Genomic DNA, 17,463 nt, shown 5'->3' on the forward strand with positions numbered 1-17,463 from the left:
GCATGCTTCAAACAAGGCGATTCGGTGGTGACGCCGGTGCCCAGCTTCCTCCCTGTGCAGCCTGTCGAACCGAGGGTTACCACCTATCTGAGGGCGGGGGTTTTTGCATCGAAACCGAGATCACCCCATGCTGCACCCCGGCATGATCAGGGACATTTCTTCCCCGCCAAAACGGCAGGCCAGGTCATAGATCCGTACGCGCTGGCGCAGCAGCTCACCGAGCGCGCGCAGGATGACGTCGCCGGCATCGTGGCCGTGATGGTCATTGAAGTACTTGAAGTGGTCCACGTCGATCATGGCCAGTGCCAGGCGCTGGCCTTCACGTTCGCAACGTTTGATCTCCACCGGCAGGCGGTCGTTCATGAAGCGGCGGTTGTACAGGCCGGTGAGCGCATCGTGGGTGGCCTGTTCTCGCAGGCCGGCTCTCAGCCGCAGGTTGGACAGTGCCAGCTTGAGTGTTTCACCCAGCCGGTTGGCCCGCTGCGCCAGCGGCACCATCTGCTCCCGGCTCAGGTTCTTGGAGGCCATCAGATGCAGTGAGCCCACCGATTCGCCGTTGGCGGACATCGGAATGCACAGGTAAGGGCGTGGCTGCTCGCCCATCGCGGAGTGCACGTGGCGGCAGCGCAGGCTGACACGTTCATCGACGAAATGGTGCGCACGCCCACGGCGCAGCGCCCAGCAATCGCCGGATGAAAACTCGGTGTTGAACTCGGCTGCCTCACCCCAGCGCCCCACCAGTTTGAGGCGGTCATTCTCCTGGGCGCTGGCCAGTGCGCCGCTCCACGCAGGGAAGATGGCGTAGGCAGCACGGCTGATGATGTTGAAGGCCTCATCCAGTGATTCGGCGGTGTTCAGGAACTCGCTGCTTTCGCGCAGGATGACGGTTTCGTCCTTGGCCCGGCGCAACTCCTCGATCAGCTCTTCGAGCTGGCGGGCCTGCTCCTGCGAGCGTTGCTCCACGCGCTTGAAGGAGTCGATGTCCACGATGAAGCCGCTGATGCTGCCGCCATCGTCATCCGCCTCGATGCGGGCGAACAGCGAGTGCCACAACAGCCGCCCATCCTTGAGCTTGACGCGGAACTCGTGCGAGATTTCGGAGATCCCTGTGTTGAGCGCATCTTGCACCTTGCGGCCGATGTCCGAGATGTCGCTGTCTTCGATGATGCTCTGCCAGTTGGCGAAGTTGTGCATCTCTTCGAGGTCATAGCCCCAGAGCTTTTCGATGTTGGGCGAGATGAAGTCCAGCGCCTTGATCTGGATGGAGCGGGTATCGAAGCGCCAGCGGATCATCACGATGGGGCCTTCGGAGAACAGGCGGCTGTCGCGGTCCAGCGCGGCCTGCAGCTCCCCGTGCTCGGTCACGTCGATGTGTGTGCCGACGATGTAGGTGGGCTGGCCGGTGGCATCCCGGCGCACCACGCTGGCCCGGGCAATGACCCAGCGCCACGTGTCCTCGTCGGCTCGAGCGCGGATGCGGTGCAGACAGTCGAAGCCCCCCTTGGCAGCCAGTTGGGCGGTCACATCACGGTGGATGCCATCCGCTTCTTCAGGGGGCAGGTGTGCGGCGAACCACTCGTCGGTGTCGATCACCAGGTCGGTGTCTGACAGCGGTGCATTAAGCGATTGTTCGCCCCGGAACTGGAATTGCTTGTCGGCAACGTCGAAGCCCCAGAAGCGCACCGAGGAGTGTCGCAGCACGCGGTCGTACAGCGCATCTCGGCGCTTGCGGTCTTCCACCATGTCACGGGCCAGGGTTTCGGCCTGTGCTTCCACCTCGCTCACGCTGGGGGTCACGACGGGCAGGGGACGGGCTGCCAGACGCTCTTTGAAGCGCCTTAGCCAGGCGACTCCCAGCAGCGAGGTTGCGGCCACCAGGCCGGCATCTGCCAACGGCTGGGCCAGCCAGTTCAGCGTGAGCGCCTCGGGGCTGCCGATGTAGTAAACGGCCTTTGGCCAGGTCGTCAGTTGCAGGCACAGCACCATCACCAGCCCGTAGAAGAGACCGGAGGTGATGCCGCCGCGCCAGCGGTTCTCGATCTGCCGATAGCTTATGGCCGAGGCCGACAGCGTGAGGATGGTCAGCCCCACATAGCCCGTCGTGCTGAGATGGCCGCTTGGAGCCAGGTGCAGTTGGGCGATCATGTAGAGCATGCTGAACGCGGTGCCGCTGGTGGACAGCATGGCCAGCAGCACGGCCACGACTTGCCGCTTCTTGGTTTCTCGGGGCATGAACGGCGCCACGCCGAAGACGAGGGCGTGCAGGCCGACCACCAGCAGCAGGCTTTTGATCAGACTGCCCGGTGGGAGCACCAGCGGAACCCCGTGCATGTCGAAGCTGCCCAGCGTGGCCACCATGGCGGCCCACAGGCCGAAACCCAGCACGGGGGCGCAGGCCAGCATCCAGCCCCAGGACACTACTTCGCTGCGCTGGATGCGCAGGTAGATGTGCTGCCAGGTAGCGCGCAGGGTGACACCCCACAGCACGGACAGCAGCATGGCCGGCACCAGCAGCCAAGGGTCCATCGGTGTCAGAGAGCCCATCAGTGCATCTCCTCCGGCGGAGGGGTTATGTCGTCCTGCACCACCAGGCGGTTGCGGCCCTGGCGCTTGGCGCGGTAGAGCGCCTCATCGGCTTGGCGCAGCAGGGCCTCTGCGCTGCCGCCATGTGTTTCAGCCAGCCCGATCGAGATGGTCACGGGGGGCAGCATGTAGCCCTGGTAGCTGATCTGCAGCGAGGCCACGTCGATGCGGATGGCTTCGAGCTTGACGATCGCATCCTCGATCTGGCAGCCCGGCATCAGCAGGATGAGTTCTTCCCCGCCATAGCGGCAGGCCAGGTCATAGACGCGCACACGGTCCATCAGCAGTTCGCTGATCGACTTGAGCACCAGGTCGCCGGCATCGTGGCCGTAGTCGTCGTTGAAGCGCTTGAAGTGATCTACATCGATCATGGCCAGCGACACGGGCAGGCGATCACGGTGGCTGCGCTTGATCTCCACGGGCAGGCGTTCGTCCAGCAGGCGACGGTTGTACAGGCCGGTGAGCCCGTCGCGGGTGGCCTGGTCGCGCAGCCAGGCGCGCAGACGCAGGTTGGACATGGCCAGCTTGAGCGTTTCGGCAAAACGCTCGGCACGCACCTCGATTTCGCCAATCTGCTCGGACGTGACCATGCTGTTGGCGAACAGGTGCAGGGCCCCCACGGTTTCACCGTTGGCCGACATGGGCACGCACACATAGGGCAGCAGTTGGCCTTCCACATCAGGGTGGATGTGGTTGCAGCGCAGTTGGCGGTCTTCATTGAGGTAGCCGTGCGGCTTGCCGCGGCGCAGGCCCCAGCAATCCTTGAGCTGGAATTCCGCATCCTGCCAGGGCGGTGCGCCCCACTGGCCAACCAGGCTCAGCCCCCCGTGCTGCATGATGGCCGACAGCGATCCGCTCCAGCCCGGGAACACCGCATCGGCCGCGCGGCGCACGATCTCGAAGGCTTCGTCCACATCCTCGGCCGAGTTGAGCAGGTCCGAGGTCTCCTGCAGTACCACACTGTCGGCCTGGGCCATGTGCAACTGCTCCACCAGGGCTTCTAGCGCCTGGTTGTGGCTGGCGGCCAGCTCTTCCACCGTCTTGCGCTCCTGCACGTCGAGCATGTAGCCGCGGGCAAAGGGTTGGCCATGCTCCATCTCGAAGATCAGGCGCATGCTCTGCCAGTGGTAGGTGCCGTCGCCCCGCAGCAGCCGCAACTGCGCATCCACGGCGGGCTTGCTGGTGGCAAAGGCATCGTTGATGGCGGCCCGCACGGCGGGCAGGTCATCGGGGTGCACCAGTGCGCTGGTGGGTTTGCCGACGGCGGTCCAGTCCGGATCCGTGTAACGCCAGAGGCGCGGTGCATTGCGGCTGATGAAGTCGATGATGCGGTCACCCATCAGGGCGAACCGGAAGATCACCACGGGGCCCGCATTGAACAGGGCGCGTTCCTGGGCGTGGGCGATCTGAGCCAGCTTGCGCTGGTGGATGTCGGTGTGGGTGCCGGCCGCCACCAGGGTGCGGCCGCGTTCGTCTTCCTGGATCACCAGCCCGCGGGAGATGATCCAGCGCCAGCCGCCTCGGTCGTCCGGCACGCGGTATTCCATCTCGAAGGTATGGATGCGCCGCTTGATGAACTCCTTGAAGCGGTACTCCACCAACTCCGTGTCATGCGGGTGCAGGCGCAGGTACCACTCACGGCCATGGTAGATCCGCGTGTCAGGCAGGAAGTCTTTCAGCCCCGTGTGGATGCCTTCGAAAATGATCTGATTGCTGGGGATGTCGGCCACCCAGATGCTGATCTGCGCCGCCCGGATGGCCCGGGCGCGGTAATCCAGGCCCTGGTTCTTGCCTTCGACGATGGCCAGTGCACGCTCGTGCGCCTCCTTGCCCAGGGCGTCTTCCCGCTCCTGCCGGCGTTGGTGCACTACGGTGTTGCGTTCTGCGACCCAGGTGCGCAGGGTTTGCCACTCGTGCCAAAGCACATTGCTACCGATACCAATCGCCACGGCGGGAAGCGCATACCATATCAACTGCAAGTGGTGGTCATGGCCGGGGGCCGTTTCGTGCTCAATCGCAACAACTACCAGCACCAGGCCGACCATGAACAGGCCCAGGCTGATGGACTGCCTTGTGATGCCTGTGAAGGAGGTGCTGCCTGAGTTCATCGGGGATGCGCCCCTGGTGGAACGGTTGTCTGTTTATCGGGTGCCGCTGGCGGCAACTTGAGAAAGGGGACAACTGCCAGGCAAATGGCTTACCCGTCGGGGGGCTGGGGCGGTGGCGCGCTGGCGTGTCGCAGCAGCAACTCCAGCGGGATCACGTCCAGGGCCTGCTCGTGCGTGGCCTCGAGCACCACGGGCGGGGCGACGCCCGCATCGCAGGCGTCGAGCCAGCGCTGTGCGCACAGGCACCAGCGGTCCCCGGGGGCCAGCCCGGCGAAGCGCCACTCGGGCCGTGGGGTGAGCAGATCATTGCCGCGCGCCGTCGAGAAGGCCAGGAAATCGGGCGTCATGCGGGCGCAGACCACGTGCAGGCCAGGGTCGTCCTTGCGGGTGCGGCAGCAGCCATCCCGGAAAAAGCCGGTCAGCGGGGCGTAGGAGCAGGCCCGCAGGGGCCCACCCAGTACATTGCGCGCGCTGGTCAGCTCGATGGAGGACATGGCCGGCTTGAGGTGGCTGTGGTGTTGTGTTGTGGCCGTCAGGCGTTGGGCCGTGGCGGCTGTGCGTTCTTGATCAGGGCCATGGACGTGGCGATCAGCGAGGACACCTCGCTCATGTTGCCGGGCACGATCATGGTGTTGTTCTTCTGGGCCAGTTGGGCGTAGGCATCCACCGCCCGCTCGGCCACCTTCAGGTTCACGGCCTCCTGGCCTCCGGGCGACTGGATGGCCTCGGCGATCTTGCGGATGGCATCGGCCGTGGCGTCGGCCACCGAGGTGATGGCGATGGCCTCGCCCTGGGCCTTGTTGATTTCGGCCTGGCGCTCACCCTCGGATTTGGCGATGTAGGCCTCGCGCTCGCCGGTGGCCAGGTTGATCTGTTCCTGCTTGCGGCCCTCGGATTCGGCGATGCGGGCACGCTTGTCGCGCTCGGCGGTGATCTGCTGCTGCATGGCGCGCAGGATTTCGGCCGGCGGGGTGAGGTCCTTGATCTCGTAGCGCAGCACCTTGACGCCCCAGTTGGGCGCGGCCTCGTCCAGGGCGGCCACCACGGCGGCGTTGATCATGTCGCGCTCTTCGAAAGTGCGGTCCAGCTCCAGCTTGCCTACCACCGAGCGCAGGGTGGTCTGCGCCAACTGGCTGATGGCCAGGATGTAGTTGGAGGTGCCATAGCTGGCGCGCATGGCGTCCGTCACCTGGAAGTACAGGATGCCGTCGACCTGCAACTGGGTGTTGTCCTTGGTGATGCAGACCTGGCTGGGCACGTCCAGCGGCACTTCCTTGAGCGAATGCTTGTAAGACACCCGGTCGATGAAGGGCAGCACGATGTTCAGGCCGGCCGTCAGGGTGCCGTGGTACTTGCCCAGCCGTTCGAGCACCCAGGCGCTTTGCTGCGGCACGACCTTGACGGCCTGCATCGTGAATACAACGGCGACGACGAGGATGATCAGCGCGGTTTCAAGCATGCTCAGAGTTTCTCCAGGATGAGTTGGCTGCCCTGCACGCCGCTGATGCGGTGCGTTCCGGGCTGAGGAGGGGTGTCAGGGGTTGCCTGCGTGGCCAGTTTGGCGCGCCATTGGGCGCCGCGGTAATGCACCTGGGTGGAGCCATCGGGCTGCCAGACGGTCACCTGAACGGTCTGGCCGACGTCGAGCAGGGCGCCGGCGCTGTCATCGCTGGCAGGCGGGTTGCGCCGCCTGCGCAGGTGCAGCACGGCGGATCCCCCGCCACCCAGCAGGGCCGCGGCCAGGATCTGGGCCTCGGTGCCGAAACCGGCATGCGCCACGAGCGCCCCGGCAGCAGCCCCCAAGGCCAGCATCAGCAGGTAGAAGGTACCGGTGACCAGTTCGGCCGCGACGAGCAGGCCCGCCACCAGCCACCACAGGGTCGAATCTTCCATGGTTTCTTGTGCCCGCCCCATCGGCGGAAGGAGCTTTTCGACATCCTAGTGTACGCACATCGATGCGTACAAGCAGCAGCAGGGCTCAAATTGCTGCTGCGGATGTCATCCAAGAGCCCTACACTTCGCGCTTTCTGCTTTTTTGTGCCGCACCCTGGGGGCCCCATGCTGAGATTCCACTTCCCCATCGTCATCATCGACGAGGACTTCCGCTCCGAGAACACCTCGGGTCTGGGCATCCGCGCCCTGGCCGACGCCATCCAGAAGGAAGGCTTCGAAGTGCTGGGCGTGACCAGTTATGGCGATCTGTCGCAGTTCGCCCAGCAGCAGAGCCGGGCCAGCGCCTTCATCCTGTCGATCGACGACGAGGAGTTCGGCAGCGGCTCCAAGGCCGAGGTGGACGCGGCGCTCAAGGCCCTGCGCGCCTTCGTCAGCGAAATCCGCTTCAAGAACGCCGAAATCCCCATCTACCTGTATGGTGAGACGCGCACCTCCGAGCACATCCCCAACGAGATCCTGCGCGAACTGCACGGCTTCATCCACATGTTCGAGGACACGCCGGAGTTCGTGGCCCGCCACATCATCCGCGAGGCGCGTGCCTACGTGGATTCGCTGGCGCCCCCGTTCTTCAAGGCGCTGATGGACTACGCGCAGGATGGCTCCTACTCCTGGCACTGCCCTGGCCACTCTGGCGGTGTGGCTTTCCTGAAGAGCCCGGTGGGTCAGATGTTCCACCAGTTCTTCGGCGAGAACATGCTGCGCGCCGACGTGTGCAACGCGGTGGAAGAACTCGGCCAACTGCTGGACCACACCGGACCGGTCTACGAGAGCGAGAAGAACGCCGCGCGCATCTTCAATGCCGACCATTGCTTCTTCGTTACCAACGGCACGTCCACGTCCAACAAGATGGTGTGGCACCACACGGTGGCCCCAGGCGACGTGGTCGTGGTGGACCGCAACTGCCACAAGTCCATCCTGCACTCGATCATCATGACGGGCGCGGTGCCGGTGTTCCTCACGCCTACGCGCAACCACTACGGCATCATCGGCCCGATCCCGAAAAGCGAGTTCGACCCGGCCACGATCCGCAAGAAGATCGCCAAGAACCCCTTGCTGAAGGATGTCGACCCCAAGAAGGTCAAGCCGCGCATCCTGACGATCACGCAGAGCACCTACGACGGTGTGCTCTACAACACCGAGACCATCAAGGACACGCTGGACGGCTGGATCGACACGCTGCACTTCGACGAAGCCTGGCTGCCGCACGCTGCCTTCCACAAGTTCTACGGCACCTACCACGCCATGGGCAAGGGCCGCACGCGGCCGAAGGAGGCGCTGGTCTACGCCACGCAATCCACCCACAAGCTGCTGGCCGGCATCAGCCAGGCCTCGCAGGTGCTGGTGCAGGATTCGCAGACGCGCAAGCTGGACCGCAACCTCTTCAACGAGGCCTACCTGATGCACACCTCCACCAGCCCGCAGTACGCGATCATCGCGTCGTGCGACGTGGCGGCGGCCATGATGGAGCCGCCCGGCGGCACCGCCCTGGTCGAGGAAAGCATCAAGGAAGCGCTGGACTTCCGCCGCGCCATGCGCAAGGTGACCAAGGAGTACGGCAAGGACTGGTGGTTCAAGGTCTGGGGCCCGGACAAGCTGTCCAACGAGGACATCAAGCAGGAAGACTGGGTGCTCGAGGCCAACGAGAAGTGGCACGGCTTCGGCAACCTGGCCGAAGGCTTCAACATGCTGGACCCGATCAAGTCCACCATCATCAACCCGGGCCTGGATGTGTCCGGCAAGTTCGCCAAGACGGGCATCCCGGCGGCCATTGTCACCAAGTACCTGGCCGAGCACGGCGTGGTGGTCGAAAAGACCGGCCTCTACAGCTTCTTCATCATGTTCACCATCGGCATCACCAAGGGCCGCTGGAACACGATGCTGACCGCGCTGCAGCAGTTCAAGGACGACTACGACAAGAACGCCCCGATGTGGCGCGTGCTGCCGGACTTCTGCAAGAAGCACCCGAAGTACGAGCGCATGGGCCTGAAGGATCTGTGCCAGAGCATCCACGAGATGTACGCCAAGGGTGACATCGCGCGCCTGACGACGGAGATGTACCTGTCGGATCTGCAGCCAGCCATGACGCCGAGCGACGCCTATGCCCACATCGCGCGCCGCCAGACCGAGCGCGTGAGCATCGACCAGCTGGAAGGCCGCATCACGACTTCGCTGCTGACGCCGTACCCGCCGGGCATCCCGCTGCTGGTGCCGGGTGAGCGCTTCAACAAGAAGATCTGCGACTTCCTGAAGTTCACGCGCGAGTTCAACGACGCCTTCCCAGGCTTCGCGACCGACGTGCATGGCCTGGTCGGCGAAGAGTTGCCCGGCGGCGTGACGCGCTACTACGTGGACTGCGTGGCCCAACCGGCCGAGTAAGGCACGGATGCTGGGGCTGGATCGACCCAGTCCCCGGCGGGTTTACACGGCCAGCGGCTGCTCGAGGTTCAGGCGCACCAGCGCTTCGAACTGCTCGGGCGGCACGGCCTTGCTGAACAGAAAGCCCTGGAACACATCGCAGCCGATGTGCTGCAGGATGAGGTGCTGCTCGGGCGTCTCGATGCCTTCTGCCACCACGTCCATGCCCAGGCTGTGGCCCAGCGTGACCACGGTCTGCACGATGGCGCGGTCCTTGTCGTGCTTGGGCAGGTCGATGATGAAGGAGCGGTCCACCTTCAGCTCACTGGCCGGGAAACGTTTGAGGTAGCTCAGCGACGAATACCCAGTGCCGAAGTCGTCGATGGACAGCCCCACGCCCAACGCCCGCAGATCGTGCATCTGCTGCAGGGCCTTGGCGGCGTCCTGCACCAGCATGCTTTCCGTCAGCTCCATCATCAGCCAGGAGGGCGGCAAGCCGGTGCTCTGCAGCAGGTGCTGCAGGCGCGTGCAGAGCTGGCCGTCCTCGAACTGCGGGCGGGCCACGTTCACGGCGATCTTGAGCTGGTCCAGCCCCTGGGTGCGCCAGATGTTGGCCTGGCGGCAGGCTTCGTCGAGCACCCAGGCGCCGATGTCGCCGATCAGGCCGGATTCCTCGGCAACGGTGATGAACCTGCCCGGCAGCAGCAGGCCGTGCTCCGGGTGCTGCCAGCGCACCAGGGCCTCGGCGCCCTTGATGGCACCGGTACGCAGGCAGACCTTGGGCTGGTAGTGCAGGCGCAGTTCGTCGCGCTCCAGGGCGCGGCGCAACTGGTGTGTCAGCGTGAGCCGTTCCAGCGAGCGCGCCGTCATCTCCTCGGAGAAGAACTCATAGCGCGTCTTGCCGTTGGAGGCCTGGGCCTTGGAGCAGGCCATGTCGGCGCTTTTGAGCAGGCTGTCGGCGTGGCGGCCGTCGTTGGGGGCCAGGGCGATGCCGATGCTGGCGCTCAGGAAGATGGGGTGGCCTTCGATCTCGATGGGTTCGGCCAGCACCTGCAGGCATTGTTTGGCCAGGTCGGCGGCATTTTCTGCATGCGGCAGGTCGGGCATCAACAGGGCGAAGTCCTGGTCGCCCACTCGGGCGAGGTCCAGAGCGTCGGCGCTCAGGCGTTCCAGGCCGGGTTGAGCGGTGAGCAGGGCGCCCAGGCGCTGGGCGATCTGGCGCAGCAGGTTGTCGGTGGCGCGCGGGCCCAGGGTCTCGCGGGTCTGGCGGACCTGGTCGCAGCTCAGGTGCAGCAGGCCGATGGCGCCGTCCTTGCGGGCCAGCACGTGCGGCAGCAGGCCTTCCAGGCGCTTGGTGAAGCGGTCGCGGTTGGCCAGGCCGGTGACAGGGTCCACGTAGGCCAGGCGGTCCTGGTAGCGCTTGAAGGCCAGGGTGTTGCGCATGCGCAGAACCAACTCGCTGGCGTCCACCGGCTTGGCCAGGAATTCGGAGGCGCCCAATTCCAGCGCGCGCAGCTTGGTGGCCGGGTCGCTGGCGGCGGTCAGCACCACCACGGGCGTGTACTGCAGCTCGGCGTCGGCGCGCACGGCCTGCAGGATGTCGAAGCCGGAGATGCCAGGCATCATCAGGTCGAGCAGCAGCACGTCCGGGCGGCGCGCCTTGATCAGCGCGAGCGCTTCCAGAGGGGCGTTGCAGGCCGCGAAGCGCGTGTAGCCGGCGTCTTCGAGGTGGGTCTGGATGACGTCGGTGAGGAGTTCCTCGTCATCGACCATCATCACCAGCGCTTCATCCCAGGGGGCGCTGTCTTGCGAAAAATGAGGGCTCACGCGTGGATTCCGGTGGGATGGTCGGAGGGGTTGGGGGTGTCAGGCGGGGCGTCGAGCACCATGCGCGCGGCGATGGCACGGATGGCCTGCAGCCAGTGGGCCGCCTGGGCAGGGTTGCCCTCCTTGCAGGCCGTTTCCAGCTCGCGGGAGGGCTCGAAATAGTCGTCGAAGCCGACGCTGCCGCCAGCACCCTTGAGCCAGTGGGCGAGCTGTGACAGCTCTTCCAGATCTTGGCGCGCCAGGGCTGTGTCCATGGCGGCCTGCTTGATGGGGAACTGATCGATGAACTTGGCCACGACCTTGCGCAGCTTGGGATGCTGGGACAGGCGCGAGATAACAGGTGTGGTGTCGCTGCTGGCTGCCATCGCCAGGCTGGCTGCAGGGGCAGGGCCGGGCCTGGCCTCGACAGGGGCAGGGCCTTGCACGCGCTCGCCGCCCAGCCGGTCGGCCAGGTCCAGCAGCAGGCCGTCGATGTTCAGCGGCTTGATGTGGAAGCCCGAGAAGCCGGCCTCCTGGATGCGGATCTCGAAGCCCTTCATGGCGTTGGCGGTCAGTGCCAGCACGGGGATCTGCAGGCCGCGCTCCCGGATCAGGCGGGTGGCGGTGACGCCGTCCATCACGGGCATCTGCATGTCCATCAGGACCAGGTCGTAGGCCTCGGCCTGCAGGGCATCGAGCGCCAACTGGCCGTTCTCGGCCTCGCCGACGAGCAGGCCGGTTTCTTCCAGCACCAGCCGCACCAGTTCGCGGTTCTCCGAGCCGTCGTCGACGACCAGGATCCGTTTGGGCGGGAAGCGCCAGTGCGAGGCTTCCATGGCGGCGGGGCGGTCGGCATGACGCTGCAGTTCGGCCGGCGGCAGCAGGGGCACGCCCTTGAGCGGGCCGGGGTCGATCCAGAGGTGGAAGGTGCTGCCCTGGCCGGGCTCGCTCGTGGCGATGATGTCGCCGCCCATCGCGCGGGCGAAGCGCCGGCTGATGGTCAGGCCCAGGCCGGTGCCGCCGAAACGGCGGGTGGTGGAGGTCTCCGCCTGTGTGAAGGGCTCGAAGACGGCATCGAGCTTGTCGGCCGGTATGCCCACGCCGGTGTCTTTCACGTCGACGCACAGGCGCGAGGTGCCCTCGATGGTCAGCAGATGCAGGGAGACGGTGATCTGGCCCTGCTGTGTGAACTTGATGGCGTTGCCGACCAGGTTGGTGAGGATCTGGCGCAGGCGCGATGGGTCGTTGAGCACGGTGGCGGGCAGCGCCTCGGGCAGGTCCAGGTGCAGGCGGATGCCTTTCTCCTGGGCTTTGACTTCGAGCACCTGCACCACGTCGTGGGCGACAGTGTGCGGCGCGAAGCGCACCAGCTCCAGTTCCAGCCTGCCGGATTCGACCTTGGACAGGTCGAGGATGTCGTTGATCAGTTCGAGCAGGTGCTTGCCGCTGGAGTGGATGGTGTCCAGGTGGCGGCGCTGGTCGTCAGCCTGGCCCGCGCTGCCACGACGGCGCAGCAGCTCGGTGAAGCCCAGGATGGCGTTCATCGGGGTGCGGATCTCGTGGCTCATGTTGGCCAGGAAGTCGCTCTTGGCACGGTTGGCAGCGTCGGCTTCTTCCTTGGCGGCCTGCAGGGCGATTTCCTTTTCTTCCAGTTCGGTGACGTCCTGGAAGCTGATCAGCACGCCCTGGGGCTTGTCAGCCGCCAGGATGGGCGAGCAGTTGACGCGGAAGGTGTAGCGCTGGCCCCGGTCGTTCTTGAGGTACATCAGGACGTTGCGGCGTGTCTCGCGGCTCTGCAGGGCTTCGAGCCAGGGCAGGGCCTGTGCGTCCATCGGCGAGCCGGCGCGGTCGGTCCAGGGCAGGCTGGCGGCGGGGCGGCCGAGCAGGGCGTCGGGCTCGACGCCGATGATGTCCGCCAGCGACTGGTTGGCCAGCACGGTCTGGCACTTGCCATCGAGCACCATCAAGCCCTCGGTGAGGGTGTCCAGTGCGGAGCGCACGCGTGCCGGGATGGCCTGAGAGGGGTCGAGGTGGCGCAGCATGCGGCCCAGGTAGAGCGCGAACACGATGAAGCCGCACAAGCCCATGAAGGCGGTCAGGCGCAGGGTGGGGTCGTCGAGGTAGCCGAGCCAGCCTTCATGGCGCAGCGGGGTGAAACGCAGCTCGAGCTGGCCCCAGCGCTCGCCATCGTGCGAGAGCGGTACCTGGATCTGGGCGTCGTTGGAGGCATCGTCGTTGTCCAGGCGCCATGTGTCGTGCGGGCCGATGTGCACCAGCAGCGTACGGTCGCTGCGGCGCACGCCGATGGATTCGAGATCGGCTTCGCGGTCGGCGGCCATCTGCAGGGTCTGCTGCAGCAGGGACGGGTCGTCCTCGTTGAGCAGCAGCGAGCCGACCACGGCAAGGTTCTCGGCCAGCGAGGCGCGCTGGTCGCGCTTGAGCGCTTCCTGGTCGGGCACCAGGCCCAGGTAGGAGGCGGCCAGCACCAGGGTGACCATCAGCGAGGACAGGCCCATCGCCAGGTAGAAGCGGGTGGACAGGCGCTTGATCATGCGCGGGCCTCCACGGGCTGCGGGGGCAAGGGGGGCGGCGCGGGTGGCGGGGGCGGCGGCGCGGGCGGGGCATCGCCGTCGAAGAGTTGTTCGACCGAGGCGTCTCCCTCACCCATGTCGATCGAGTTTCCACGGCCACCGCCGCGGTGCAGCACGGGCAGCGGGTCGATCATCTGCCAGGCCGGCATGGCCGAGAGCATCGAGCCCACGAGGGCGCCGCCACGGATCAGCCAGATCACATAGCCGACCGACATGCCGGTGCTCAGTGCGATGGACGACGCCACCACATGGCGTCGCTCGATGCCGTTGCCCTGCAGTTGCTCGTGCAGGGCATCGAGGTTGCGGCGCAGTTCCTCGGCCACGCCTGGCGCGCTGAGCGAGGCGTTCCAGCTGTACTGGAAGCCTTCGGCCTCGGCGGTGGCTGGGCCCTGTGAGGCGAGGTTGGGGCGCTCGGTGGCCTCGATGCCGACCTTGACGACGGGAGCGTCGACCTGGATCTCGATGCCCGGGGCCATGGCGTTGGGCTCCGCAAGCGTGGACGCAATGGCCATGGGCACCCCGGGCGTGGCTGCGGCGGCGGCCATTGGCGCGCCTACAGCTTCACCGGAAGCCGTTTGCGTGCTTGAAGAGGCGTTCGATGAACTGTCGGTGCCGGCGGGTGTGGTCGAGGGGCCGGACGTCAGCGGGGCGGGCGGCGTGGGCGTGACGCTCACGGTGGCGGCTCCGCTCGCGCTGGCCTGGCCGTCGGAGACCACCAGCACGTAGGAGGGTGTCTGAGCGCTGCCATCCTGCACGAAGACGATGAGCCCTGCCTGGGCATCGGTCAGGCTGAACTGGGTCACGGTGGCGCCGGTGCTGGCCACGATGAAGCGGCCGCCAAGCAGGCTCTGCACGCTCAGCGTGAGTGCGCTGGCCGGGCTGTCGACATCGCTGACCTGCACGAGCGGCACCGCGCGCCCGCCCTGGTCGATGGTCAGCGTGTTGATGGTGATCACGGGCGCGTCGTTGACGGCGCCGACGGTGATCGTGGCCTGGTCGCTGTCGGTCAACGGGGCGCTGGGCGATGTGCCGCCGATGCCCAGGCCGCTGTGGCCCTGGTCGTTGCTGAGCATGGTGAGGATGTCGGCACCGTGGTAGTCAGCATCGGCCAGGTAGACCACGCCCTGGTTGGCCGAGAGCGTGGCATTGATCTGCGCGACCGTGCCCGAGAGCGTGACCTGCCGCTGGCCGCTGTCGTACTGGATCTGGTTGCCTTGAACGCCGCCGGTGACGTCGTGGCGCACGCTCAGTGCGCCATGCTGGGTTTGCAGGCTGACGGTGATGGTGCCGTTGCCCGCGTCGATGTCGGTCACGGCCAGGCCGGTGAGGGCCAGGGCGGTGTCCTCCTGCGCGGTGATGCTGCCCGGCAAGGTGTTGACCGGTGCGCGGTTGAAGGTATCCAGGCGAATGGTCAGTGTCTGCCGGGCCTGCGTGCTGCCGTCGCTGGCGGCCACGACCACGGTGTAGCTCAGGGCGTGGGTGTCGTAAGGCGCCGTGGTGATGTCTGGCGCCGTGTTGAAGCGCAGTGCACCGGTGGTGGCATCGATGCTGAACAGGGCCTGGTCGGCGCCGCCCACGATGGCGTAGGTGAGCGTGGTGCTGTCCATGTCCTGGGCCTGCACCGTGGTGATCTGCGTGACGAACTCGGGGACGGTGATCGTGGCGGTCGCGCCGCCGCCATCGCTGACCATCACGGGCGAGGCATTGAAGGCGACCTGCGCCGTGGAGGCGGTGGAGTCGCCGCTGGCATCGTAGGCCACCAGGGTGTAGGTGGGCGCTGCCGTGCCTCCATCGTGCACGAAGACGATGCGTCCGGCCTGCAGGTCGCCGAGCGAGAACTGTGTGACGACGCTGTTCGTGGCCGTGTTCAGGAAGTGCCCGCCCGTCACGCTCTGGACGCGTACCCCAAGAACGCTGTCCGCGCTGTCGATATCGCTGAGCTGGATGCCGGGCGTGGCCGTGCCGCCCTGGCTGATGGTCAGCGTGTTGCCGCTGATGACGGGTGCGTCGTCGACGGCATCGATGGTGATGGTGGCTTGGTCGGTGTCCGTCAGTGCGCCACTGGGCTGGGTGCCGCTGGTGTCCAGGCCACTGTTGCCCTGGTCGTTGCTGACCATGGTCAGGGTGTCTGTGCCGTGGTAGTTGCCGTTGGCCTCGTAGAGCACGGCGTCCGTGGCGGCCAGCGTGGCGTTGATCTCCGACACGGTGCCTGTCAGCAGCGCCTTGCCTCCACCAAGGCTGTATTGGATCTGGCTGGCCTGCAGGCCGCCGCCAACGTCGTCCCGCACGGTCAGCGTGCCACGTTGGGCCTGCAGGCTGACGGTGACCACGCCGCTGCCTGCGTCGATGTCGTGCACGGACAAGCCGGTGAGGGCCAGAGTGGTGTCTTCCTGCGCGGTGTACTGCGCGGGCAGCGTGTTGACGGGCGCGCGGTTGCGGGCGAGCACCTGGATGCTCAGTACCTGGCTGTCGCTGGTGTTGCCGTCGGAGGCGCCCACGATCAGTTCGTAGACGTTGTCCTGGTCGGCATCGGCCGGTGCGGTGGCGTCGGGGGCGTTCCTGAACGTCACGACGCCGGTCGTGGCATCGATGTCGAACAAGCCCTGGTCCGCGCCGCCGATGAGGCTGTAGGTGAGGGTGCTCGAATCCGTGTCTGTGGCGTGGACGGTGGTGACGGCGGTCTGACCTTCGACCACGGTCAATGAGGCATTGTTGCCGCCGCCGTTGCTGTCGATCACGGGAGACTGGTTGACCGGTGTGGGATCGACGATCTGGATGAAGACCAATTGCAGATCATAGGAGCCACCCTGGTCCTTTGCATAGGCCAACACGCGGTAGACGTTGTTGCCGGCCGAGCTCTGGTCGTTGCCGATGTCGACAGGGTTCCTGAAGCTCAGCGCACCCGTGGTGGGGTCGATGGTCACCAGGGCACCGTCCACTGAACTGTCGATGACGTAGGTGATCGGATCGCCTTCTGGGTCGACAGCCTGCACCTGGGTGATGGCGGTGGTGCCGGTGGCAACCTGCAGGATCGTGTAGCCGCCGCCGCCATCACTGATGATCACCGGCGCTTCGTTGAGGTCCTGCACGTTGACGGTCAGCGCCTGGGTCGTGGTGTAGAGCGAATTGCTTACAGCCACGGTGACCTGATAGGCGTTGTCGCCATTGGCGTCGGTCGGTGACTCGTAGTTGGGCTCATTGCGAAAGCGCAGTTCGCCCGTGCTGGCATCGATGCGGAACCTGGCGGCATCGGCGCCGCCATTGATGCTGTAGGTCAGTGTTTCGGTCGAGCTGTCCAGGGCCGTGGCCGTCACGGTGGTCACGTACGTGTTGTTCTCGTTGACCGAGGTGGTGGCCGTGCTGCCCCCGCCGTTGCTGGTGATGGAGGGCGGTAGCAGTACCAGCGCCAGGGTGTGGGCCCATCCGGCCTGGGCCTGGGTGCTGAGCGCAGAGCCGTGTTCGATGCGGCCGGTCGCGACTTCCAGTGCCCAGTCGCCGCCCAGGGCCTGCTGGCCGGTGCTGTCGTTGCTGGCGGCCACGTCGGCGCCGGTGAGGGCCGCCAGGTCCTGCACGAGGGCCTGGCCATTGGCGGAAGCCGCCACGTTGCAACCGTAGATCAGCAGATCGCCCTCAGTCGCAAACGCGCTGCCCCACAGGGCGATTTCGCTGGCGCGTTGCAGCAGCGTCTGGGCGTCCAGTACTGTCTGGCCCAGTTGGACCTTGCCGTCGTCGCCGTGGCTGATCAGGTGGACGGCGGCCACGTCCTGACGCCCGGCCAGCGTGTCGGTGATGCGGGCCAGCCCGTCCTCGTCGGCACGGATGACGATGACCTCGACGTCACGGCCTGCTTCGGCCTGCTCGGCGAGGTCCCGTTTCAGCGTTTCCAGTTCGGGCACCGAGGCATCGATGAAGACGATCTCGCGCGTGGCGGTGCTGGTCTGCTGCGCGATGTCCTGTGCGGCCACGGTCGAGGCGTCGGCGGCCATGACCAGAGGGGGCAGGTCGGCCGAATACAGGAGCTTGGGCTCCAGGGGTTCGACGACAGGGCGGGCGCGCATGGGGACGTC

Annotated in this window: 9 protein-coding genes; 1 reads left to right on the plus strand and 8 read right to left on the minus strand. The window is 66.2% G+C overall.

From position 1 onward, the window contains the following. Positions 1-120: 120 nt before the first annotated feature. The 5 genes from WAQ08_RS05555 to WAQ08_RS05575 form a co-directional block, all read right to left on the minus strand. Positions 121-2,544: a diguanylate cyclase gene (locus WAQ08_RS05555; RefSeq protein ID WP_422189801.1), complete on the minus strand. Its 2,424-nt coding sequence runs from the start codon at positions 2,542-2,544 to the stop codon at positions 121-123. Continuing rightward, entirely contained in the window at positions 2,544-4,691 is a 2,148-nt protein-coding gene (locus WAQ08_RS05560; protein WP_422189803.1) for a sensor domain-containing diguanylate cyclase, read from the minus strand. The genes WAQ08_RS05555 and WAQ08_RS05560 overlap by 1 nt, the downstream gene beginning before the upstream one ends. Before the next feature lie 89 nt (positions 4,692-4,780). Further along, positions 4,781-5,185: a DUF2237 family protein gene (locus WAQ08_RS05565; protein ID WP_422189805.1), complete on the minus strand. Its 405-nt coding sequence runs from the start codon at positions 5,183-5,185 to the stop codon at positions 4,781-4,783. 38 nt (positions 5,186-5,223) lie between these two features. Then, complete coding sequence (locus WAQ08_RS05570) at positions 5,224-6,150, minus strand: SPFH domain-containing protein (RefSeq protein ID WP_422189807.1); 927 nt, start codon at positions 6,148-6,150, stop codon at positions 5,224-5,226. 2 nt (positions 6,151-6,152) lie between these two features. Continuing rightward, the gene (locus WAQ08_RS05575) at positions 6,153-6,584 is read right to left on the minus strand and encodes an NfeD family protein (RefSeq protein WP_422189809.1); all 432 of its coding nucleotides are present in this window, start codon (positions 6,582-6,584) and stop codon (positions 6,153-6,155) included. Between the two features lie 165 nt (positions 6,585-6,749). On the opposite strand from WAQ08_RS05575, the gene WAQ08_RS05580 reads away from it, so the two are divergent. Further along, positions 6,750-9,020 (plus strand): Orn/Lys/Arg decarboxylase N-terminal domain-containing protein, encoded by a 2,271-nt coding sequence (locus WAQ08_RS05580; RefSeq protein WP_422189811.1) that lies wholly within the window; start codon positions 6,750-6,752, stop codon positions 9,018-9,020. 42 nt (positions 9,021-9,062) lie between these two features. On the opposite strand, the gene WAQ08_RS05585 is transcribed toward WAQ08_RS05580, so the two are convergent. From WAQ08_RS05585 to WAQ08_RS05595, 3 genes are read right to left on the minus strand one after another with little or no spacing between them, the layout of a single operon-like run. Further along, on the minus strand, positions 9,063-10,826 hold the full coding sequence (locus WAQ08_RS05585; protein ID WP_422189813.1) for a putative bifunctional diguanylate cyclase/phosphodiesterase: 1,764 nt from the start codon (positions 10,824-10,826) through the stop codon (positions 9,063-9,065). Further along, positions 10,823-13,357 carry an ATP-binding protein gene (locus tag WAQ08_RS05590; RefSeq protein ID WP_422189816.1) on the minus strand — a complete coding sequence of 845 codons (2,535 nt, stop codon included), beginning with the start codon at positions 13,355-13,357 and terminating at the stop codon, positions 10,823-10,825. Before WAQ08_RS05590 ends, WAQ08_RS05585 begins: the two co-directional genes overlap by 4 nt. After that, positions 13,354-17,454: a DUF4347 domain-containing protein gene (locus tag WAQ08_RS05595; RefSeq protein WP_422189818.1), complete on the minus strand. Its 4,101-nt coding sequence runs from the start codon at positions 17,452-17,454 to the stop codon at positions 13,354-13,356. The genes WAQ08_RS05590 and WAQ08_RS05595 overlap by 4 nt, the downstream gene beginning before the upstream one ends. Between the last annotated feature and the right edge of the window lie 9 nt (positions 17,455-17,463).

The organism is Aquabacterium sp., assembly GCF_049274795.1.
Taxonomy (GTDB): domain Bacteria; phylum Pseudomonadota; class Gammaproteobacteria; order Burkholderiales; family Burkholderiaceae_C; genus Aquabacterium.

Excerpts from the sequence above, each read along its gene's own strand:
- WAQ08_RS05555 (WP_422189801.1), bottom strand. The coding sequence starts at position 2,544 with ATGGGCTCTCTGACACCGATGGACCCTTGGCTGCTGGTGCCGGCCATG.
- WAQ08_RS05580 (WP_422189811.1), top strand. The coding sequence starts at position 6,750 with ATGCTGAGATTCCACTTCCCCATCGTCATCATCGACGAGGACTTCCGC.
- WAQ08_RS05570 (WP_422189807.1), bottom strand. The coding sequence starts at position 6,150 with ATGCTTGAAACCGCGCTGATCATCCTCGTCGTCGCCGTTGTATTCACG.
- WAQ08_RS05560 (WP_422189803.1), bottom strand. The coding sequence starts at position 4,691 with ATGAACTCAGGCAGCACCTCCTTCACAGGCATCACAAGGCAGTCCATC.
- WAQ08_RS05590 (WP_422189816.1), bottom strand. The coding sequence starts at position 13,357 with ATGATCAAGCGCCTGTCCACCCGCTTCTACCTGGCGATGGGCCTGTCC.
- WAQ08_RS05595 (WP_422189818.1), bottom strand. The coding sequence starts at position 17,454 with ATGCGCGCCCGCCCTGTCGTCGAACCCCTGGAGCCCAAGCTCCTGTAT.
- WAQ08_RS05565 (WP_422189805.1), bottom strand. The coding sequence starts at position 5,185 with ATGTCCTCCATCGAGCTGACCAGCGCGCGCAATGTACTGGGTGGGCCC.
- WAQ08_RS05575 (WP_422189809.1), bottom strand. The coding sequence starts at position 6,584 with ATGGAAGATTCGACCCTGTGGTGGCTGGTGGCGGGCCTGCTCGTCGCG.